The organism is Paraglaciecola sp. MB-3u-78, from assembly GCF_002835935.1.
Lineage (GTDB): Bacteria > Pseudomonadota > Gammaproteobacteria > Enterobacterales > Alteromonadaceae > Paraglaciecola.
In genome coordinates this window covers 88,935-110,776 of record NZ_PJCF01000002.1, presented here as the reverse complement: position 1 = coordinate 110,776, position 21,842 = coordinate 88,935, and the positions used below count along the sequence as shown (strand labels likewise).

Genomic DNA, 21,842 nt, shown 5'->3' with positions numbered 1-21,842 from the left:
ACTCACTACTACCAATTCCCCTGTATATTTGTTGGCAATCTTTCTCTTTTTCGCCGTTGTGACTCAATTTGCATTTTACGTTTTAATAAAAATGCAGGATCGTCTGGTACCCGATTGAGCAGATTTTGCATACGTTGCATTTGCTCTCGTTGTTCATCGGTTAGCTCTTCTTCACCTTGTTGCAGTGCTTGAGCTTGTTGTTCTTGCTCGGATTTTTGTTTCTCGGCCTCAGCTTGGTCGGCTTGCTGTTGTTCTGCTTCTTGCTGCTCTTGTTCTGCTTGGGTTTGTTTTTCAGAATCTTGTGACTCTGACTCACTTTGTTCTGAGTTCTCACCTTGCTGGGGATCTTGAGATTGTTCTCCCTCTTGCTCCTGCTCGCTTTTTTGACCATCTTGTTGCTGTTCGTCTTGCTGCTCACCATCTTGTTCGCCATTTTCCTGATCTTCAGACTGTTCGCCAGACTGGTCTTGTTGTTCTTGTTCTTGTTGTTCTTTGAGCCTTTCAAGCAAGGCTTTGTTGGCTAAGGCTTCTTCATGTTCCGGTTGTTGCTTTAATACTTTGTCATAGGCGGCAATCGCTTGGTCTATTTCGCCCAATTGCGCCAACGCATTACCCACATTGTAAGTGGCATCTGTATAGCTTTTATCCCTCGGTTTAATTTGAGAAAAAGACTCTAAGGCCGCTTGATAATCTTTATTTTTATAATGGGCCGTGCCTTGCCATAAACTATTATCAAAGGTATTGGCTGCTTGCTCATACTCGTTTTTATCATAAGCTTGCATGGCCTGTTGATCAGGTGTTTTCCACATATCCTGCCACCAATCTGCACGAGCCTCTGGAGAATAGGCTGGTAGTAACACGCCAATACACACTAAGGTCACAATACCTCGTCTAAAGCTATATGCTGCAAAGGGCAGGATAAGTAGCAGTAAATAAGGGCCCATTTCTTGCCACTTATCACCGAAGCTTTCCGGCTCAGCGTTATCATTCTCATTTGGGTCTTGTTCAATTAGAGTTTGTTCAACTAAATAATTAATATCGCTATCGTCAGATTGCATAGGTGCATATCGTCCGCCGCTACTGCGACTCAGAGACTTTAAGTTATTAACCGTGAGTTTTGGAACAACAATTGCCCCACGGCTGTCCTTTAACAATTCCCCATTAACCATCTGAATAGGTGCCCCTTCTTCGGTCCCGACACCCAGCACCGATAAGCGGAACTTCGAATCATTGAATATTTCACTGATCTCCTTCATTTGTTGATTATTAACCCCGTCGGTGATCCAAAATATTTCACCTTGTTGATACCCAGCATTACTGAGTAACTCGATAGCGGATTGTAAACCCAACGCAGGATCACTGCCGGCTATGGGCATTATTTCAGGCGTCAGGCTGGGGATCAGGGTGGTAAGATTTTGTGCATCTGAACTCAATGGACTAATAGTGAACGCGTCGCCTGCATAAGCTACTAACCCGGTCTCTCCTTCGGTAATTGCATTCACTAAATCGATGGCTTTATATTTGGCACGCGTTAGCCTGTCAGGTTTAACATCAGTCGATCGCATAGATAGCGACATATCAATGAGCACCACTTTACCGGTATTTAACTGATAAACCGGTTGCGGTAATCTTTCCCAAGTTGGTCCTGCTAGCGCAATAGTGGCAAGGATCCAGCAAAAACCTAGTAATAATAAGGGAGGCCGGACTTTTTTAATGCCTGCTGTTGTGATCAAATGTTGATACAAGTGACTTGCAAGTACTGATTGCCATCCCGATTGTTGTTTGTGTACATAGCGGATCAGCGCAACTATTATCAACAGTGGAATGATCGCCCACAACCAATGAGGTCGAATAAAATGAAATTCATTTAAGACAGAAAAAGACTCAATCATTTTGTTGCCTCCTTTAAAACAAACTGTTTAATCAGAGGAAATAACCCCATCAAAATGGTAATCAACAAAGCGCAACCCAAAGGGTAATAGTATAAGGCTTGTAAAGGCCGCATTTGTTTACTTTCTCGGGCAATGGGTTCAAGTTCGTCGAGTGTGGCATAAATTTGTTTCAGAGATTCAGCATCTCGGGCTCTAAAATATCGACCGCCAGTTGACGTTGCAATGTCAGTTAACATGCCTTCGTCTAAGTCCTGTGAAGGATTCACTTGCCTATTACCAAAGAAACTCTGAACCAACATTTTGTCAGCACCCACACCTATAGTGTATACAGTCACACCATTGTTGATGGCTAGTTCATTGGCTTGTTCTGGGGTGATATTTCCTGCTGTATTTTGACCGTCTGTCAGTAAAACTAATACTTTATTTGACTCTTTACGGGTTTCAAAGCGTTTAATAGCCAGTCCTATTGCATCACCAATAGCAGTTTGCTCACCGACCAAACCTATTAAGGATTCGTTGAGTAGCTGTTCTACTGTTTCCCTATCGTAGGTTAGGGGAGCTTGTAAATAAGCGGTATCCGCAAATAAAATCAAACCTAATCTGTCTCCCACGCGGCGTTTGATAAAATCACTCAGTACAAACTTAATCATTTTGAGTCGGTCTACTTGACGACCATTGACCTGCATGTCATCAATTTTCATACTGCCAGATAAATCGACCGCTATCATTAAGTCTCGCCCTTCGGCAGGAATACTAACAGGATCACCTAACCACTGGGGTCTAGCCGTGGCAACCACGAGGGCAACCCATGCCAATGTTGCCAATAATACACTCAGTTTTTTTGTACCCTTACGTTGACTTTTTGCTTCGATGCCAGTCGTTAGACTAGGCACACGCAATGCTGCTTCTTGACCTTGTTTTTTGCTTGGTAGCAATATCGCCAATAGAGGTAAAGGTAATAGAAAAAATGCCCACATCCACTCAAATTCAAGCATTGCTTTGCTCCAATTGGGTAACCATATGTTGGTTAGGGGGCAGGGCGTGTTTAATCCAAGTTTCAACAGATTTAGAGTAACGTGAAAATTCAGAATTTTCTGAGGTGTGAGGTTGGTAAAGTGTTTGTTGCATCGACTCAAATGTTTCAGACACTTCTTTAGCTTTGTTGATAGGAAGTGTCCTAATTAAAAAAGCGGTCCACTGTGGGCCATACATTTGTTGCACGTTTTGGTTAGGGAAATAGTGCAATGCCACACGTTTCAATAATTGGTTGAGTTGTGACACACAGTCTAGGTCTGAGGTGTCTATTCGTTGCAGGGCTTTCAACGCTTGGCGTTTAACGTGCCCCACTTTTTGCACTTTAATTAGCCATATTGTTAGCAGGCATATGCTTACTACCAATAAGAACACAAGTAACCACCATCCATAGGCTGGTGGCCAGTTTTCTATTGAAGCGGGTGTGCGAATGTCTTTTAAGTCTTGTAGTGGATTCATCTGTTTTTACTCCCAGAAAAACGATCAAGCTGCAATTCTAGGGGTTGGCCAGCGTCAATGGGGATCACCTGTGCCTTACATTGTTTTAGAGTATTTTCAATATTATTGAAATGGACCTGATGTTGGTTGCTGTACTGCATTTCAGTGTCTTTTTCGCCTAACACAATTTGTTGTCTATTGTGTCCATCACTCAAGGTCACCCTTTGGCTCATTTTGACTTGTGGCAACTGATGTTCAAAAGGATCACTGATAGGGTAAGCAATCACCTCACAATGTTTACTAAGCTGAGCGATATGTTGTTTAGCCAGTTCGTCTAGTTGGCTAAAGTCGCTTAGTATAAAAATCAAACTTCCCGGGTGAGCAAGCCTTCGCAACCTAGCACATGCATTTCCAAGCGTAATCTGCTCTTGGTTGGTTGTTTGTGCCTCCTGTTGCGCTCCTTTTTGCGCGCCTTGTTGTACTTTTATCATGCTATTTAATAGTGACAACACCGCTTTTTGACGGGTATAGGGTTTACATTCGAGATGCTGATGTTGATTAAATACCAAACCACCAATACGATCACCACGCTTTCTGGCCGACCAGGCAATGAGGGCGCTTAAGTGAGCCGCTTGTACTGATTTGAATAAAAATTGGGTGCCAAACTGCATACTTGAAGATAAGTCGGTGAGCACAAATACAGGGCGCTCTTTTTCTTCACGGTACAGCTTAGTATGGGTTTTTCCGGTACGAGCGGTGACGCGCCAATCTATGGCTCGAATATCGTCACCAGCCTGATAATGGCGGGCTTCGTCAAACTCCATACCACGGCCTTTGGTTTTCGCCAAATAAGCCCCAGCAAGCTTGGCTTGCACGGTTTTGCGTGGTGACAAGTTTAATAATGCTGTTTTACCTTGGTAGTGGATAAGTTCTTTTATCCCAAGACTCACACCGTCGCTTTGGTATTTAGATAACCACTTTATAATGTCTTGCATACTGCTTCCTTTAACCTAGGTAGTCTAAGGAACAGGCACTAGCTGCATAATTTTGTCCAGCACTTGATTACTGTTGACCCCTTCGGCTTCTGCCTCATAAGTGAGTAATAATCTGTGGCGTAACACGTTATGAAATACCGCTTGAATATTGTCAGGTCCAACAAAATCTCTACCCATTAGCCATGCATGTGCCCGAGCACATTTGTCTAAAGCAATAGTGGCACGCGGACTGGCTCCAAACTCTATCCAGTTGGCTAAGTCTGCGTCGTAGCGCTGTGGTTGGCGAGTGGCAATAATTAATTGCACTATGTATTGCTCTAAGGCTTCATCTAAGTGAATTTTCAATACGTCTTGACGAGCATTTAAAATATCTGATTGGCTTAAGCTAGGCGGGCTAACGGCTTTTGCATGCATGGCTTCGTTGCGAGTTAAGCGCAATATCTCTAATTCAGTTTCAGCGCCTGGATAATCTATTTCTAAATGCATTAAAAAGCGGTCAAGCTGAGCTTCTGGTAGCGGATAGGTGCCTTCTTGTTCAATAGGGTTTTGTGTGGCCATAACTAAAAAGAGTTCAGGCAGAGCATAAGTGGTGTTACCCACAGTGATTTGCCTTTCTGCCATCGCTTCAAGCAAAGCAGACTGCACCTTAGCGGGAGCACGATTGATTTCATCTGCCAAGACTAAATTATGAAACAGTGGTCCTTTTTGAAATACAAAACTACCATTTTCTGGACGATAGATATCTGTTCCGGTCAAATCGGCAGGTAGTAAATCAGGCGTAAACTGCACCCGATGAAAATCACCTTCTAAACCATTTGCTAGTGCATTTACCGCTCGGGTTTTTGCTAAACCTGGAGGGCCTTCTACCAACAGGTGTCCATCCGCTAAAAGCGCAACTAAAATATTTTGTGTCAGTGTTTGTTGACCCACCACTTGGCTGTCTAGGTATGCTTGTAACTGTTTAAATTGTGCGGCTGCCATAGTGTTAACTACTTCCTTCTAATTTACGAATGTTCAGAATTTTTTAAAATTAGTTCGAATCAATTAAGTCGAATCAATATTGGGTCGGGCTAACTAAGGAATATAGAATCACAACCCAGATTACTGACTATGCTAACCGATATAAGGTTCCCCTATTGAAAAACAATGTTACAAAGTTTAAAAAAACCTTTATTTGGAATTAAATAAAATTTTTTAAAGAGTCGGCGACCCATCTTATAAAATACAATGGGTGAACTGGTGAAAACTATATATGTCATCTACACCTAGAGTTTCACAGCATTTGACATAAAAAACATGAGATCCTTATTTGAATGAAAATGAAGGATTAAGGGTGGTCTTGAAGTCATAATGGTAACTAGGTACAATCAGTTATATTTCACAGGTCAGACCACTGGGTTTGGGCATTTATAAGGGCATAAAATGACAGCTAAACAGATAGTCAAAACGAGAGAAGGCGATAGGATCGCTATTGTTGCAGGTCTAAGAACGCCATTTGCGAAAATGGCCACTTACTTTCATGGCGTTCCAGCTGTTGATTTAGGCAAGATGGTGGTCAACGAAATGTTAGTACGTAATAACGTTGATCCTATGCTTATTGAGCAATTGGTCTATGGCCAAGTAGTGCAAATGCCAGAAGCGCCGAATATTGCCCGAGAAATAGTATTAGGCACTGGCATGAATGTACATACCGATGCCTACAGTGTATCTAGAGCCTGTGCCACCAGTTTTCAATCTACCGTGAATATTGCTGAGTCAATGATGGCCGGTAATATTAGTGTAGGTGTGGCAGGGGGAGCGGATTCAACTTCTGTCTCGCCTATTGGTGTTTCCAAAAAATTAGCCAGAGCCTTAACTGATTTACAAAAAACTAAAACGGTTGGCCAAAAATGGCAAGTGCTTAAAAAATTAGGCTTTAAAGATTTGATGCCTGTTCCGCCGGCAGTAGCCGAATACTCCACCGGAATATCCATGGGACAAACCGCCGAACAAATGGCGAAATCTCATAACATCAGTCGTCAAGATCAAGATGCCTTGGCCCACCGTTCTCATACCTTAGCCGCAAAAAGTTGGAACGATGGCAAGTTAGCCAATGAAGTAATGACGGCTTATGCTGAACCATTTAAAGGTGCACTAGAAAAAGATAATAATGTGCGTTTTGACTCAACAATTGAAGGATATGCCAAACTTCGCCCTGTGTTTGATAAAAAGCATGGCACAGTAACCGCGGCTAATGCTACAGCGTTAACCGATGGTGGCTCTGCTGTTTTAATGATGACAGAAAGTCGCGCTAAAGAATTAGGCTATACCCCGCTCGGATATATTAAAAGTTACGCTTGGGCAGCCATCGACGTGAGGCAAGACATGTTAATGGGACCTTCTTATGCCACTCCAATGGCACTGGATAGAGCAGGTATGACCCTAAACGACCTTACTTTAATTGAAATGCATGAGGCATTTGCTGCTCAAACCTTAGCCAATATGAAAATGTTCGCCAGTGATAAATTCGCCCAAGAAAAGTTAGGCCGTAGTAAAGCGACGGGTGAAATTGATATAGATAAATTTAATGTCATGGGCAGCTCCTTGGCCTACGGACATCCTTTTGCCGCAACGGGCACGCGTATGATCACGCAGATGTTAAATGAGTTGAATCGCAGGGGAGGTGGCTCAGGCCTTCTTACCGCATGTGCTGCTGGCGGATTAGCCGCAGCCATGATAGTTGAAACAGAATAGGGTGACTGACATGACAACAGAAGACAAAACAACACAAACAAACAGCGCCTTTACTCTTGATGTGCGCGAAGACGGTGTGGCCATTTTGACTATGGATGTGCCCGGCGAGAGTATGAATACCCTTAAAGTGGAATTCGCCGAACAAATAGATACAGTGCTTGGGCAAATTAATGCAGATAGCAGCATTAAAGGTGTAGTGGTTATAAGCGGTAAAGAAAACTCTTTTGTAGCCGGTGCCGATATCAGTATGTTGGCAGCCTGTGAAAGTGCACAAGACGCTACCACTATTGCGAAAGGTGGCCAGGACATGTTTCAACGTATCGAGGATATGCCTGTGACATTTGTTGCAGCTATTCATGGCCCTGCATTAGGTGGCGGTTTAGAACTTGCGTTGGCATGTCATTATCGGGTGTGTAGCGACGATGCAAAAACGCAACTGGGTTTGCCTGAAGTTCAGCTTGGCCTTTTACCTGGTAGCGGTGGCACCCAGCGTTTACCGAAGCTGATCAGTGTGCAACAAGCCATGAAAATGATGCTGACAGGTGCTTCAGTCCGCGCAAAACAAGCTAAAAAGTACGGCATTGTTGATGACATGGTACCCCAATCCATTCTGCTGGATGTGGCCATTGAAATGGCGAAAAAGCCTAAGCTTAAGCGTAAAGGCCCTAAGTTAGATGTCATGGGCAAGTTTTTAGAGAATACCGCAGTTGGCCGAAACTTGATGTTTAAGCAAGCCCGTAAACAAACGGCTAGCCAAACTCAAGGAAATTATCCCTCGCCTGAGCTAATTATCGATTGTATTGAAACGGGATTGAGTAAAGGTTTTAAAAAGGGCTTAGAAGTTGAAGCCAAACATTTTGGCAACTTAGTCATGAGCTCTGAATCTGAAGCCCTCAGAAGTTTGTTCTTCGCTACCACCGACATGAAAAAAGAAACCGGTGTGGAAGGGGTGCAACCAGCACGTCTAAAAAAAGTGGGGGTATTAGGTGGTGGTTTAATGGGTGGTGGTATTGCCTTTGTCACCGCGACCAAAGCTGGGTTGCCAGCACGTATCAAAGATATTCGCTCTGAAGGCATTGCCAACGCGATTAAGTACAGTTTTGATATTCTGAATAAAAAAGTAAAACGTGGTTTTATGCACAAGTCAGAGATGCAAAAACAAATGGCGTTATTAACAGGGTCGGTGGACTATTCTGGTTTTAGTGATGCCGATGTAGTGATTGAAGCCGTATTTGAAGACTTAACATTGAAACAAAATATGGTCGCAGAGGTCGAAGCAAACTGTGCCGAGCATACTATCTTTGCTTCTAATACGTCTTCAATCCCGATTACCCAAATCGCTGCGAAAGCGAAAAGACCAGAACAAGTAATTGGCCTACACTACTTCTCTCCCGTGGATAAAATGCCTCTGGCTGAGGTGATTGCCCATGACAAAACCTCTGACAAAACTATTTCAACTACTGTTGAGTTAGCCAAGAAACAAGGTAAAACCCCTATAGTCGTTAAAGACGGTGCAGGTTTTTATGTTAACCGTATTTTAGCGCCTTATATGAACGAGGCTGCAGAAGTGTTACTCAGTGGAGAGCCTATTGAGCATATTGATAAATCTTTAGTGAAATTTGGTTTCCCCGTGGGACCCGTTAAATTGTTAGACGAAGTAGGCATTGATGTAGGTACTAAGATTGGTCCTATTTTACAGGCTCAGTTTGGTGACCGTTTTGCGTCTAACCCAGGATTTGACAAAATTTTGGCGGATGATCGCAAAGGTAAGAAAAATAAACGTGGATTTTATGATTACTCTGGCAAAAAACCAGGCAAAGAAGTCGATCAGTCTGTTTATACATTATTAGGTATTTCGCCAGCCAGCAAAATGCGTCACGAACAAATATCCGAACGTTGTGTGTTATTAATGTTAAATGAAGCCGCTATGTGTTTAGACGAAGGTGTGGTGCGTAATGCTCGTGATGGCGATATTGGTGCCATATTTGGTATCGGTTTTCCACCCTTTTTGGGAGGGCCTTTCCGCTATATGCATACTCTAGGCATTGCTCATGTGGTTGCTAGGTTAGAGCACTATCAAGGGTTACTCGGAGATAATTTTACTCCAGCCCATAGCTTGAAAAAAATGTTAGAAGAAGGACGTTCTTTTTACTAAATGAGCTGATACAAGTCGCCGTTTTTATATCAAGCCCAACTTTCATATATCAAAGTTGGGCTTTTTTATGTGTTGTATTTTGGTAAAATAAGAATTCAAAATTAATAGGCGTTGCCATCTTTTTGACCAATATTATGGTCATGACTTGAGTGGACTCAATACGGGATGTAATAGATGATTTTGTTTTTTATAAGTTCGGTGCTTTTTAGCGTGATGTATTATGTGCAGTCTTTTAAAACGGGACTAAGTGCTAAGAGGTGGGCGTTGGCTGGATTATTGTTTGGTCCAACTATTTATCCGCTATTCAAATCAAGGCAAAGAATAAAATTGCTCAAGGCAAGAGGTTTTGGCAATACTTTATTCAGGGCATGAAAACAAAAGAGATCCCTCTCTTTAGGTTTTTAAGTCAACTTAGTTGGAAATATACTTAATTAGATATTTCATCTTAAAGCGATAGTTTGTCATCATTTAACTAATTGCAACCGTTTAATCAAGCATCCTTTATTACTAAATTATGCGTTGAAATTTTCTACCAACGGCCGTTAGTTTTTATCCCATTTTTACTCGTATCTGCAGTTGTTGTAGTGGCAGCCTGACTTTTAACAGGTGCTTGTACAGTTTCTTCAGATTTAATGGCGACCGGAGTAGTGGTGGCTAGTACTAGTGCTACTGCATAAGATTTTAACATCGTTTAATTCCTCGTTGTTTTATTGACGTTTATTTGCCGACATTATTTTGTCGGTCAATATATTGACTGCGAGATGTGTGCCAAACGTACCTGTAAAGTATATTTACCGTGAAGAATATAAATCAATTTGGTTTTTCGAGTCGTTAAATACTCTGCATGCGATGCATGTCAGGGTGTAGAGAACGATGAGTTAAAATGAAAATTTTGGCTTTTGTTTAGGGGTGAGCTACTGTTTGGGGTTTTCTATGATTTCACCTTCAAATTTGACTGCAATAAATGGTTTATTTTGGCGGTCGCCCTGCAATATTTTGCCTTTATAGCGTCAATGTTTTGCCTTTCACAGCGTCATCAAGTTGATATTGTGAATAAGCGAATACTATTTATTTGGCTATGTTCCATCAAATTGTTGGCTATGCTTAAAAGTGAGTTTAACTTATTGAAGGTAAAGACAATGAAAACAGAATCATTTCGATGTCAGCTCAATCACATTACGAAAACACTTTTAGCCATGACATAAATTTGAGCTTTGGGAAAAGTACGCCCAGTGTATGACGTTAAGACTCACGTTACGTGAAGCCGCTTTTATTTGTAACATTAATCTGAAAAACATCCTTTCTTTGGCGACACCGCTTTTTGATGGCTCAATCTGAGCATCATCATGAAATATTATCGGGGATAATTGAAGCCGATGAGTTTTTTATGTCGTACTCAAAAAAAGGAAGTAAGCACTTAAAAAGCAATAGAAAAGCCAATAAGCGTGGTGGTCAAATGAGTCAGAAATATAATTAAAGTAAAGTCACTGTTTACTCTCAATAGATCGCAGCGAACATAGGGTGAGTTAAGTGCTAGCAACCGATACCAAAGCGGAAGTCACATTACATTTACAGCCTTATATACCCGTGATCATTGAAAATGCAGTATTTTTCAAAGAAAACTAGATTTCTTCACTAAAAAGATCATGATTGAGTCATGAAGAAAATATCCCTCACACCAGACCAAAAAGAGACACTGATATCACGCCATAAAAATGTCGGGATAAGCGTGAGTGCGATCGTATTAAAGCTGTTCTCTTATACGCAAAAGACTGGTCAATAGCATCCATTGCAGACGCGTTACTCTTGCATGAAACCAGTGTTACCCGACACATAAATGATTTCAACACCCAGCCTTGTCCAATATGAAATGAGTCTTAACTAATTGCGTGTTTCCAAAATGAAATGCGTCTAAAGACTTAAATTCTGTTCATGATCATAAGATGCAAGCGATCATGAATATAGAAAACCTCACCACTATTGAAGAGCTTGAACGCTTTATTCAAGGTAACCAAGCCGTCGCCTTTACCGTTTTAGGTGATAAAAATCAGCGATATCAATTCATTCAAAAAACATTGATAAAATTTCGCTATATCACGTTAAAAAAAACCGACAAAGGGATCGTCAATCAATACCTTAAAAAGGTGACAGGCTACTCGCGGCAGCAACTCACTCGATTGATAAAACAATACAAGGACGTCGGCAGAATTAACTGGCAACCTTGCCGAACTAACGGCTTTTCAACCATTTACAGTACAAAGGATATTAAGCTACTGGCTGAAATGGACGCAAGGCATGATGATATCTGTGGTCATGCCACTAAAAAGCTGTTGGAGCGTGCCTACAATACGTTTGAGCAATCAGAATACCAAATGCTTGCCACTATCTCTGTTTCACATTTATATAACTTGAGGCACTCTCAAGGCTACCAAAAACAACGCAGACACTTCACAAAAACACAATCAAGACAAGTGCCTATTGGCGAACGGCGTAAACCTCAACCCAACGGCGAGCCTGGCTATATTCGTATTGATACCGTGCACCAAGGAGACCTAGATAAACAAAAAGGCGTGTATCATATTAATGCAGTTGATGAGGTGACACAGTTTGAGGTTGTTTGCTCAGTTGAACGTATTAGTGAGCGTTACCTCATTCCAGTACTAACGCAAATGATGGCCGCATTTCCTTTTATTATCAAAGGGTTTCATTCAGATAATGGCTCTGAATACATCAACAAACACGTGTGTAAATTACTCACCAAACTTGAAATAGAGCTCACTAAATCACGCTCAAGACACTCAAACGATAATGCCTTAGCAGAAAGTAAAAATGCATCAATTGTAAGAAAACAGTTTGGTTACACACATATTCCACAGAAATGGGCACCGTTAATCAATACGTTTAATTTAAAATATCTTTACCCGTATATCAATTATCATAGACCTTGTTTCTTTCCTGAAGTCACCACTGATGATAAAGGGAAACAACGTAAAACTTACCCTTACAAAAGTATGATGACGCCCTATGAAAAACTAAAATCTTTACCCAATGCCAAAACATATTTGAAAGCAGACTTTCATTTTGAAATACTAGATGAGCAAGCTATGGAAATGACAGATAATGCTTGTGCTGAATTACTTCAAAAAGAACGTAATGAATTATTTAACCAGATCTTTGAACAGAATAAACGAGCCTAAAAATTTACTTACTTAAGACTCATTTGTTAATTGGAATATACTCACCCTTGGGAAACTGACTTCTACAAGCGGTGGCTCAAGTGGGTATCTGGATACCGAACAAACGAAGTGCCTGATTACCCATCTTTGTGAGGTGACGTATTTACACACCCACCAAATTGTTGCCTACATAAAAAAGACTTTTGAGGTGGAGTATACGGTATCAGGATTGAACAAATGGTTGCATCAGCATCAGTTCAGCTACAAGCAGCCTAAAGGTGTTCCCCATAAGTTTGACGTGGATAAACAAGCAGCGTTTATTGAGTATTATGAACAGTTAAAAGACAACATCAGCGAGAATGAGCCCTTGTTATTCATGGATGCAGTGCATCCTACTCAGGCCACCAAAATAACATCAGGATGGATAAAAAAAGGCGTTGATAAACCGATAGAGACGACCGGCAGCCGCACGCAACTCAATATTGTCGGCGCAATCAGACTGGGGCATTTAGAGAAAGCGGTGATAGAGCAATATGATAAGACCGTTAACGGTGAGTCGATTGTTGATTTTCTTACCAGGACACGAAACGTTTATCAAACAAGTGGGACTATCCATATGGTACTTGATGGAGCAGGGTATCATCGTTCGAGGTTGGTGACAGAGGCAGCAAAAAATCTGGATATCACCTTACACTATTTACCGCCTTATAGTCCCAATTTAAATCCGATAGAACGACTCTGGAAGGTCATGAATAAATATGCCAGAAATAGTCAGTACTTTGCAACGACCAAAGAATTTCGACGGCGAATAAATCAATTTTTTACGACTACCTTGCCTGTCATTGCTGATTCACTTGGCAGTACCATTAATGACAACTTTCAACAATTCAAACCTGCATTTTGAAGATGTTCAGGTATATAACCGAAGTCTCTGTTTTATGTAGTGATGGCGCTCACGCCTATGAGGAAATAGTGAAGGTCACCCAATGCGCGCATAAACGACTCATTAGTAACCAAAGGAGAGTCATTGATAAGGTTTATCATATTCAGACTGTAAATGGTGCCATAGCTCACTTAAAAGATTGGACAGAAAGAAAAAATCGAGGGGGCGACTAAGTATTTAGCGCATTATATTGCTTGGTTTAAAGAAACGAGGGATAAGCTAGATAAACAGCAAATATTGGCTGCTGCTTATCAACACCAACATTGATATGGAACAGAGCCATTTATTTAGAAAAAAAATTTTTTTAATAGTGTGAGGTGAGTCAAAGTGAGTCTAGATACTGGAATTTTGGATAACTTTTTGCAGTTCATGATTTTCTTTGAGTAAACGCTCAAATTTGACTGCGTTTAATGGTTTACTGTAGAGGTAGCCCTGGAACATTTCGCATTTATAACGTCGTAAAATTGCCAGTTGATTCTCATATTCCACTCCTTCGGCAACCACTTTTAAGCCAAGGTTATGGGCAATGGCAATAATGGCTTGTGCCATATGTCGGTCTTCGGCGCTAGTGGCAATATCGTCTATAAAGGCTTTATCAATTTTTAATGTGTTGATAGGGAATCGTTTTAAATATGCAAGGGATGAGTAGCCTGTGCCAAAGTCATCTAATGCTAAGTGTATGCCACGCTCACGTAAGCGCTGCATCATTCTTAGGGCATTTTCAGGACTTTGCATCAAGGTGCCTTCTGTTATTTCACATTCTAAATGTAAGGCAGACAAGCCCGATTTTTGTAGAATACTCATAATACGTTCATCTAAATCTGGGATCTCAAACTGTCTGGCCGCGATATTGACGGCAACACGGCCAGTAAACAGACCCGCTTCAACCCAGCGTTTTGTGTCTTCACAAGCTTTTCTAAGAACAACTTCACCAATTTCAATGATTTGTCCGGTTTGTTCGGCCAAGGGAATAAATTGCGCAGGGCTAACTAAACCTTTTTCAGGGTGCTCGTAACGTACTAGGGCTTCCATGCTGACTAACTTGCCGCTAGCAATGTCGACTTTAGGTTGATAAAAAACCGTAAATAAATCTTCTTTTAAGCCATGCCTTATAAGATTTTCTATTTGTAATTGACGCACTGCATTTTGGTTCATTTCACCGCTGAAGAATTGATACTTATTGCCCCCAGCATTTTTAGCAAAATACATGGCTGTGTCGGCATTTTTTAGCAGTTCTTGAGGATTTCTGCCGTCTTCCGGATAGAAGGCAATGCCTAAACTAGCACCCAATACAAACTCTTGTTTGTTCATAATAAAAGGTCTTGCCATATTATCTAATATGGTTTGTGCAAAGTGAGTGATGTGGTGGATATCAGTGGAATTATCAATCAATATACTGAACTCATCACCACCTAATCGGTAACAGGTGGCTTTAGTTCCGGCTATTTTTTGTAGCCGCTTAGCAATTTGTTTAATCAACACATCACCTGTTTGGTGGCCTAAAGAGTCGTTGATTTTCTTAAAATTATCCATATCCAAACATATCAATGCATGTTGTGTATCCCTGCGCACAATATTGCTATGACTCGCTTGAAAGAAGGAGCGGTTAGGTAAATCCGTTAAGGGATCGGTATTCGATAATTTGAGCAGCTCTTTTTCTGTGACTTTACGGGAAGTGATATCTGAGAAGACCCCCACATAATGGCTGATTTTGCCATCCTCATCAGTGATGGCATCAATGTTTAAATCCATCTCATATTTTTCTCCTGCCCCACGGCGGGATTCTACTTCGCCAAACCAATTACCTTTTTGCTGCAAGGATTTTTTGACTTCTTCGGTGAAGGCTCCGGGATATTGGTGAAAGGTTAAATAACTGGCTAGGGCTTGCTCACGGGTTTCGCCCGTGTATTTACAATAGGAATTGTTCACTGAGATAAATTTAAAAGAGGTGTCGGTAATAAATACACCATCAGAAATAGTTTCGATAGAACGCTTAAATAATTTCAGCTGCTCCTCAGCTTCCTTTGAATGGCTTATGTTTTTTAATGTGCCCGTCATCCTTTGTGGTTGATGATTATTGTCTCTGGCTACTACCTTGCCTCGGTCAAGCACCCACAGCCAGTCACCTTTGTATGTTTTAGCGCGATAAGTGGTTTCGTAATGTTCCGTTTTTTCGCTGAGATGTTCATTTAAAGACTGTTGCACTCGTTGAATATCGTTAGGGTGGATATTGGCTTCGTAAGAGCTGTTGACTCTAATATCATCTTGGGGGAAGTCTAAGGTACCCCAAGTGTTAGAACGAAATACTTGCCCTTGGTAAATATCCCAATCCCAGAGTTCGTCGCCACTGCTCCAAAGGGTTAACTTTAATCGTTCTTCATTCTCCAATATGGATCGACGTATCGCATTTCTAGAGCGGATTTGCTTGAATGAATAAAGCAAAATTAGAATACTCAATATGCCATATAAAATTAAGGCGTTTTGCTCTAGCCATAAGGGGGGAGCTATGTTGATTTGCAGCGATTTTGGCTCAGACCAATCGTCTAAGGGATTTTTACTCTGGACAACAAATGCATAACTGCCAAAATCCAAACTTGAAAAATCAGCACGCCTTAAGGATTCCGCATCTGTCTCTATCCATTTATCTGATAGACCTAATAGTCGATAGCGATATTTTACAGCTTCAGGGTTAACAGGGTTCACTTGAGCAAACTTAATGCTAAGCAATGAAGATTCATTGGGCAGATCAATACTATTAGACAAGTTAATTGGTTTAATAAGTGGCGAATTATCCGAATGAAACGAGATGGGCAAGTTAAATAAGCGTAATTGGGTAATAGTGGGCGCTTTATTATTTTGTAGCTGGTTTTTAGATGCTTTCTGTTGATTAGCTTCAAAAGACAACTCATCGGGATCAAACATTAATATTCCATCTGAGCCACCAAATAATATATCACCTGCTTCGGAAAGCAGGCCGGAGTCTTCATTTAGCTCGGTAAACATGAGTCTTTCAGGCGCAATATTTTGCAAAACCTTGCCCGTTTCTAAGGATATCTCATCAATGCCACCACTAGTGTGCGATACCCATAAGCTATTTTTGTAAATGATTGATTTAATGACTTGGTCACTTGCGAGGCCATTTTCATTATGTACTCTATCTATCACTTTGTATGAATCTTTATTTAACCGAATGATTCCATGGGTGATAGTAGATAACCAAAAACTATCATTTGTCTCGTCAACTGAATTAAAAGATCGGATAGAGTCATCAAAACCAAGGGCTAAACGTTGCAACTGTTTGTCATTGATGTTGTAGAGCATTAAGCCCAAATTAGTTTCGAGCCATAGGTTTTGTGCACTATCGAGGAATAATGTTTCAACATAATTGATTTTTTTATTTGGTAACTCAACTGAGATCACAGCAAAATTTTGTGGCTCTATCCAGCTAATAGTATTATTTTCGGTGGGTAACCAGATGCGTTCTGAAAAATATTTGATTTTCATTACGTTAGTACCAGGTAAGAGTGTTTTGACTAGACTCAGTTCGTTTGCGTTCTTTTCACGATAAATAAATATACCACCTGAGCTGGCGACCCATATATTGTCAAACTGGTCGACTTCAATTGCCCATATATTATGTTTAAAATCAGTTAGATACCTTTTAAATATTTGGTTTTCTGAGTCAAAACGGTTTAACCCTTTTGATTGTGTCGCAATCCATATTTTCCCATTAGAGTCTTGGTCTATGCCCCAAACTATATCCCCTGAAAGTCCGTTTGGATTATTACTTTGTTTCTGGAAGAATTTTATCTGTGAACTATCGGCATTGTAACGATATAAACCTCCAGAATATGTGCCTAACCAGATGGAGCTATTTGAATCTATAAATAAGCTATGAATGAAACTACTTTCTAATCCAAAGTTTGTACTATTTTTTTCATTGAATGAAAAAACATGTTTGGTCTCACTGTCCCAAATACTGATGCCAGTTTCCGTTCCTAACCATATTTTTTTATCCTGATTTTGGACGATGCTGTTAACGCGACCGCCAAGTATAGATGGTTCGCTTTGTGTGTTTAAAAGCTGCACTTTTAACGATTGTCTATTGATTTTGTAGGCGCCGATTTCTGTTCCTAACCAATAATTATCATCAATAACTTTCAATTCTAGTAGCGTTTTGGCTTCAACTATGAGATCCCAAGGATTGGCTTCTTGTAAACTGAACAGAGTGTTAGTGCTATGATCAAGAATAAAAATGCCTTGGCCAATACCGCCTAACCAAGTTTTATCTGGCTCGCTAAATATTACCTTAATGTCTACGGGTAGTTTTTCACCGTTAACTGTAAAAGGTAGAAATGAATTAGCCAAATTATCGTAAAGGTAAAGGTTTGCAGCAGTAGAAACCAACAAATTTCCATCTTTATTAAGGGCGATAGTAAAAATCTCGTTACTGTTCAACTGACTGTTGTCTTTGTTATAATTCGTAAAGTTATCTTTTAATGGATTGTATTTAGCCAGTCCATTCTGAGTAGCAACCCAAAGTTTGCCTTGAGAGTCTAAAAGTAGTTTTTTAGTGAAGTTGTCTGGTAAGGAATTAGGATCTTTTCTAGAATGCCTATAGTTTTTGAACTCATAACCATCAAAACGGCTTAGACCTTCAAAAGTGCTAAACCACATAAATCCGTGAGTATCTTCTAGGCTGTTGGTTACTGTGTTATTTACTAAGCCATCAGATTTAGAATACTTAACAAAAACATTGTTTGCAGCGTGGGAATAAGGGACCAAAAAAAGTCCCAGTAGAAGAGACAATAAAAAACTGCGGAATGTTAATAAATAGAAAATATGTAATTCTCACCCAGTGGTAGTGGTCTACCTTATAATATTTAGATTTAATCGTAGGCATATCCATATCTCTCGAGTCTAAATATGCCTAATTTATAGGGCTGCTACAAGTATTAATCTTATTAAAACGGGAGTCTTAATGAGAAATGTGCTTGTTTGCTGTTTTTTTAGCTAATTTGCACAAATATCAAAGGTATTGGCTGGTGGATTTGAAATTTTGAATATCTGTTATTACTTCGGTTTTGAATGAGATAGGGGCATGCTGCTCTGAGCTGTACAATATCGCTTCTCCAAAACCTTGTCGTGATACGAGTGAAATCAGGTAGGCTTTGAGCTCATAAAAATCAATATCTAAGATGGTTTTCGTCATTTGAGAGCTATATGTAAATGTTCTATCTTGATTGCCAATAGCCATCCACAACCTATGACTTTTCATGCTTAGATTTGTGTCTTTCTCCATTAATTGTTTCATCACGCCTTTTTTGAGCGCATCCCATACAGGACTGTATTGGTTAATATTTTCAACTATTTTCTGTAGAAATACATGGATTGCATTAATAAGGTATTCTGCAGGATAATGGGGTGACTGAATGTAAAAGCCTATACCAGGATGTTGATTGTAGGGTATGTAGCCACTACCTACTAAGTAACCGAGTTGTTGCTCGGTGCGCAGTTGATTAAAAAATGGGGTGGCAATTAATTGTTCTGCAAGAATGGTCAGAGCCACATTTTTGAGACTCGCGTCAGGGGCTTGAAAGTAGATTACCACTGCGGGATCTTTATGTTGGCACTCTACTGGGTAGGAAATGACTCTACCGTGTCTAATATCTGCGACCCCTCTGTGGATTTTGGCACTGGTGCCATGCTTCATTCTAAATGTTTTAATATCAGCACTGACTTTGTATGCCTCTTCTGCGTTCCAATCACCAAACATTAGTCCTTCTAAATGAAATTGGCTGAGTAACTTTTCTTTCGTTACCCCTATATCATCAGGCGTCAAGTTTAGCATAACCTGAGCCATCTCTGATGGGGCGTGATTTTGTTGTTGCATAAGCACGGAGAGTTTTGAAAAAAGTCGGTTAATAGGTTTATTTAATAGTGCATTGCATAAACCCTGATATTGTTTGGCTTTTATTTGAGAAAAACGACTAGAAAAATCTTTATTGACCACTATTTGGGTTAAAAGGTTAGTACAGAATTCTAACTGGTTTGCGCTAAAACCATTGGTTTGCAGAGAAAACCCACCTTGATGTGGATACAAATGAAAATGCATGCCAGCGAGGTTCGCTTGATAATATTTTTGGTTGAGCTTTTCGTTTAACAAAGCTACCCATAATCGTTTAGCCGTAGTGACATGAATACCTTCATTTACCGCTTGGCAATCAAACGTTAAGAAACAATCTCCCTTGGGTTGCTGAAATTTATCGTCTTGTCCATACCAAATGTCTAATCCATTCTCGCTGATAATTTGTTTAGGTATCACAAATTCAGGGGCAATGGATTTGACTGGTTTACAAGGGGGTAAAAATTGATTGGCTTTTGGAAGCACAAAACTTGATTGCCAATTGCCACTTAAAAAAGACGCCATGCGGCTTGCTTCAATAGGTTCAACACTATAAGGCGTATTATACCACTTGGCTTTATGAGTGGTTTTGACAAAGGGATTAATTGTTTTTATGCGCATATTTTCGGGGCAGAAAAACGCTAGCATCTGAAACACAATATCCACTGCGGGTTTATCCAGAATATAGTCGCCTGCAATGAGGTGTTGTGGCGGGTATTCGAACATTGACTGACTGTAGTGTGATGCTTCGTCGATAGCTTTTGCTTGATCAGGAAAATCCCACATGAGTTGATTGAGGTTGGCGGTTTCTTCGATCCTCCAGGTTTCAATACCGTTTTCTTTGATTAATTGAATATATGAGAAGAGCGCAGTAATCACTTCGTCAGTATATTGAATACCATCGTCTGTAAGCTGAAGGTTCACATTGAAGTCTTTGAAAGTACTGCCTTCTATGCCACCACCGGCACTTAGGTTAGTGGCCCAGTTTTTTGTTTTATAAAAATGTAATAACCCCCCTTCACCTTCATCCCCTAAAATATGGCTTAGCACATTTAAAGGTTTGCTTCTGTAATGAGAATGCTGTTCAGGCAGCGCAAAGGTTAAAATCATTCTGCGGGCTTTTTGCAAAGGCAAAATATTGATCTGCACACCTAGATTATGTTCAAGGTAAAGTGCTGGCAGCGGTTCGTCAGGTAACTTATTATTTGACGGCCAATTGCTAAACTGATGACGAACAGACTCTTCGCTTACTGACAACTGTTGCTGACTAACTAAACACAAACAAGCATTTTGCGGTTGGTAAAAACGCTCAAACAACCGTTGTAATTTTTGTTTGAGTTGAAATGGGCTAAAAGGCTCGAATGTTTGATGATTACCCACCGAAAATTGACTAAAAGGGTGAGCAGGGTTACATGTTTCTTTATGCACTTGATAAAGACGTCTTAAATCGTCTTTTTGTTTTAATAAAAACTCGGCGTTTATCGCATTGATTTCTTTTTCGATAAGCGTCTCGCAAAAAGAAGGTTTACTGAGCATTGCGTATAAATGGGTTAAGGCTTGTTGTTCATATTCAGCTGCAATTTCATAAAAATAGCTGCTGTATTCTGTGCCTGTCAACGCATTAATACTACCTCCGTGGGTGGCAATAAAATCATTAAACCCGTTGGCTTGTGTGAACTCATCGTTACCCAAAAAAAGCATGTGCTCCAATAAGTGACTAATACCGTGGCAATCTTTGTCATCATTAAAATGACCCACGTTAAAGGTAACAGAGCAGGCACTTTTTACACAGTTTGGGTCTTGCACTAACAAAATTCGCAGGCCGTTATCCAATTCAATATGCTTGAATTGACGATTATCGTAGGCACTTTTAAGCAAAATTCTCTTTCCCTATGTTGAAAGACATTTCAAGCATAAACTAATTTTTTAATGGTGCAGTTTTTTAATTATATTTTTTGTTATATTAGGCACAATAGACTCTAATGTTTCAATTATAAATTCCGCGAGAATTATGAAGTTAATTATCATGCGTCATGGAGAAGCTGAAAGGTTTCGCGAACAGGACAATACCCGAAGCTTAACCAGCCTAGGTGAAAAACAAGCGATTACAGCAGGTAAATGGTTATATGATTACCTAGGGGCGGATCTACCGATTGATATTGCCTTAGTCAGCAGTTATGTGCGTGCACAGCAAACCTATGAGCAGCTCAGCGAACACGTTGTAGTGATAAAAAAGCAAATATGTGAAGACGTGATACCCGAAGGCGATCCTAAGGTCGCTCATGACTTTATTAAGGTTTTGTATGAAACAGCATCACAACCACATGTTATTTTGGTTGTCAGTCATATGCCCTTTGTTAGTTACTTTTTGGAAGAAGTGCTCTTTGATAAAAAGTCGATGTTATTTGATACCTCTAGTGTGGTGATTGTTGATTATGATCTGGCTGCCGGTGCGGGCACGATAGAAAGTATCTATCATCCGGTTTAAATATTGAGAAATTGAATCAATTAACCTTAAGAAAACTGATTGATCTACCGATACGTTGAATATGATCAGCAAAAGTTTGCCAGCA

General features: G+C 40.3%; 13 protein-coding genes and 3 pseudogenes. 8 read left to right on the top strand and 8 right to left on the bottom strand.

The annotated features are described in order from the left end of the window. Positions 1–8: 8 nt before the first annotated feature. The 5 genes from CXF95_RS02275 to CXF95_RS02255 are packed head-to-tail and all read right to left on the bottom strand — an operon-like array spanning position 9 to position 5,338. Entirely contained in the window at positions 9–1,892 is a 1,884-nt protein-coding gene (locus CXF95_RS02275; protein ID WP_101197205.1) for a VWA domain-containing protein, read from the bottom strand. Beyond that, positions 1,889–2,887: a VWA domain-containing protein gene (locus CXF95_RS02270; protein ID WP_101197204.1), complete on the bottom strand. Its 999-nt coding sequence runs from the start codon at positions 2,885–2,887 to the stop codon at positions 1,889–1,891. The genes CXF95_RS02275 and CXF95_RS02270 overlap by 4 nt, the downstream gene beginning before the upstream one ends. Beyond that, positions 2,880–3,383, bottom strand: a complete 504-nt coding sequence (locus tag CXF95_RS02265; protein WP_101197203.1) for a DUF4381 domain-containing protein — start codon at positions 3,381–3,383, stop codon at positions 2,880–2,882. Before CXF95_RS02265 ends, CXF95_RS02270 begins: the two co-directional genes overlap by 8 nt. Then, a complete protein-coding gene (locus tag CXF95_RS02260; protein WP_101197202.1) occupies positions 3,380–4,357 on the bottom strand; it encodes a DUF58 domain-containing protein in 978 nt (325 codons plus the stop codon). Before CXF95_RS02260 ends, CXF95_RS02265 begins: the two co-directional genes overlap by 4 nt. 24 nt (positions 4,358–4,381) lie before the next feature. Continuing rightward, complete coding sequence (locus CXF95_RS02255; protein WP_101197201.1) at positions 4,382–5,338, bottom strand: MoxR family ATPase; 957 nt, start codon at positions 5,336–5,338, stop codon at positions 4,382–4,384. A 441-nt stretch (positions 5,339–5,779) separates the two neighbouring features. On the opposite strand from CXF95_RS02255, the gene fadI reads away from it, so the two are divergent. Then, positions 5,780–7,090, top strand: coding sequence for an acetyl-CoA C-acyltransferase FadI (gene fadI, locus CXF95_RS02250; RefSeq protein ID WP_101197200.1), 1,311 nt, complete (start codon positions 5,780–5,782; stop codon positions 7,088–7,090). A gap of 10 nt (positions 7,091–7,100) precedes the next feature. Further along, complete coding sequence (gene fadJ / locus CXF95_RS02245; protein WP_101197199.1) at positions 7,101–9,245, top strand: fatty acid oxidation complex subunit alpha FadJ; 2,145 nt, start codon at positions 7,101–7,103, stop codon at positions 9,243–9,245. 529 nt (positions 9,246–9,774) lie between these two features. Here fadJ and CXF95_RS29885 read toward each other — a convergent pair. Continuing rightward, positions 9,775–9,933, bottom strand: a complete 159-nt coding sequence (locus CXF95_RS29885) for a hypothetical protein (RefSeq protein WP_198556475.1) — start codon at positions 9,931–9,933, stop codon at positions 9,775–9,777. A gap of 481 nt (positions 9,934–10,414) precedes the next feature. Between CXF95_RS29885 and CXF95_RS02235 the strand changes: the two are divergent. The 5 genes and pseudogenes from CXF95_RS02235 to CXF95_RS02220 all read left to right on the top strand — a co-directional run. After that, positions 10,415–10,772: pseudogene (locus tag CXF95_RS02235) on the top strand (IS1595 family transposase); the annotation flags it as partial. 130 nt (positions 10,773–10,902) lie between these two features. Continuing rightward, positions 10,903–11,090: pseudogene (locus CXF95_RS30285) on the top strand (IS630 family transposase); the annotation flags it as partial. Between the two features lie 98 nt (positions 11,091–11,188). Beyond that, entirely contained in the window at positions 11,189–12,442 is a 1,254-nt protein-coding gene (locus CXF95_RS02230) for a DDE-type integrase/transposase/recombinase (RefSeq protein ID WP_101196919.1), read from the top strand. A gap of 37 nt (positions 12,443–12,479) precedes the next feature. Then, positions 12,480–13,325 (top strand): IS630 family transposase, encoded by an 846-nt coding sequence (locus CXF95_RS02225; RefSeq protein WP_198556490.1) that lies wholly within the window; start codon positions 12,480–12,482, stop codon positions 13,323–13,325. An 11-nt stretch (positions 13,326–13,336) separates the two neighbouring features. Next, a pseudogene (locus CXF95_RS02220) lies at positions 13,337–13,631 on the top strand (IS1595 family transposase); the annotation flags it as partial. Between the two features lie 66 nt (positions 13,632–13,697). Here CXF95_RS02220 and CXF95_RS02215 read toward each other — a convergent pair. Both CXF95_RS02215 and CXF95_RS02210 read right to left on the bottom strand, forming a co-directional pair. Further along, positions 13,698–18,149, bottom strand: a complete 4,452-nt coding sequence (locus CXF95_RS02215) for an EAL domain-containing protein (RefSeq protein ID WP_369809267.1) — start codon at positions 18,147–18,149, stop codon at positions 13,698–13,700. A gap of 244 nt (positions 18,150–18,393) precedes the next feature. Beyond that, positions 18,394–21,147 carry an insulinase family protein gene (locus CXF95_RS02210; RefSeq protein ID WP_101197196.1) on the bottom strand — a complete coding sequence of 918 codons (2,754 nt, stop codon included), beginning with the start codon at positions 21,145–21,147 and terminating at the stop codon, positions 18,394–18,396. A 133-nt stretch (positions 21,148–21,280) separates the two neighbouring features. Here CXF95_RS02210 and sixA point away from each other — a divergent pair, with 133 nt between their 5' ends. After that, positions 21,281–21,757, top strand: a complete 477-nt coding sequence (gene sixA, locus CXF95_RS02205; RefSeq protein WP_101197195.1) for a phosphohistidine phosphatase SixA — start codon at positions 21,281–21,283, stop codon at positions 21,755–21,757. The last annotated feature ends 85 nt before the right edge of the window (positions 21,758–21,842 follow it).

Coding starts and splice junctions, on each gene's coding strand:
- CXF95_RS02260 (WP_101197202.1), bottom strand. CDS start 4,357: ATGCAAGACATTATAAAGTGGTTATCTAAATACCAAAGCGACGGTGTG.
- CXF95_RS02255 (WP_101197201.1), bottom strand. CDS start 5,338: ATGGCAGCCGCACAATTTAAACAGTTACAAGCATACCTAGACAGCCAA.
- CXF95_RS29885 (WP_198556475.1), bottom strand. CDS start 9,933: ATGTTAAAATCTTATGCAGTAGCACTAGTACTAGCCACCACTACTCCG.
- CXF95_RS02270 (WP_101197204.1), bottom strand. CDS start 2,887: ATGCTTGAATTTGAGTGGATGTGGGCATTTTTTCTATTACCTTTACCT.
- fadJ (WP_101197199.1), top strand. CDS start 7,101: ATGACAACAGAAGACAAAACAACACAAACAAACAGCGCCTTTACTCTT.
- CXF95_RS02265 (WP_101197203.1), bottom strand. CDS start 3,383: ATGAATCCACTACAAGACTTAAAAGACATTCGCACACCCGCTTCAATA.
- CXF95_RS02275 (WP_101197205.1), bottom strand. CDS start 1,892: ATGATTGAGTCTTTTTCTGTCTTAAATGAATTTCATTTTATTCGACCT.
- sixA (WP_101197195.1), top strand. CDS start 21,281: ATGAAGTTAATTATCATGCGTCATGGAGAAGCTGAAAGGTTTCGCGAA.
- CXF95_RS02230 (WP_101196919.1), top strand. CDS start 11,189: ATGCAAGCGATCATGAATATAGAAAACCTCACCACTATTGAAGAGCTT.
- fadI (WP_101197200.1), top strand. CDS start 5,780: ATGACAGCTAAACAGATAGTCAAAACGAGAGAAGGCGATAGGATCGCT.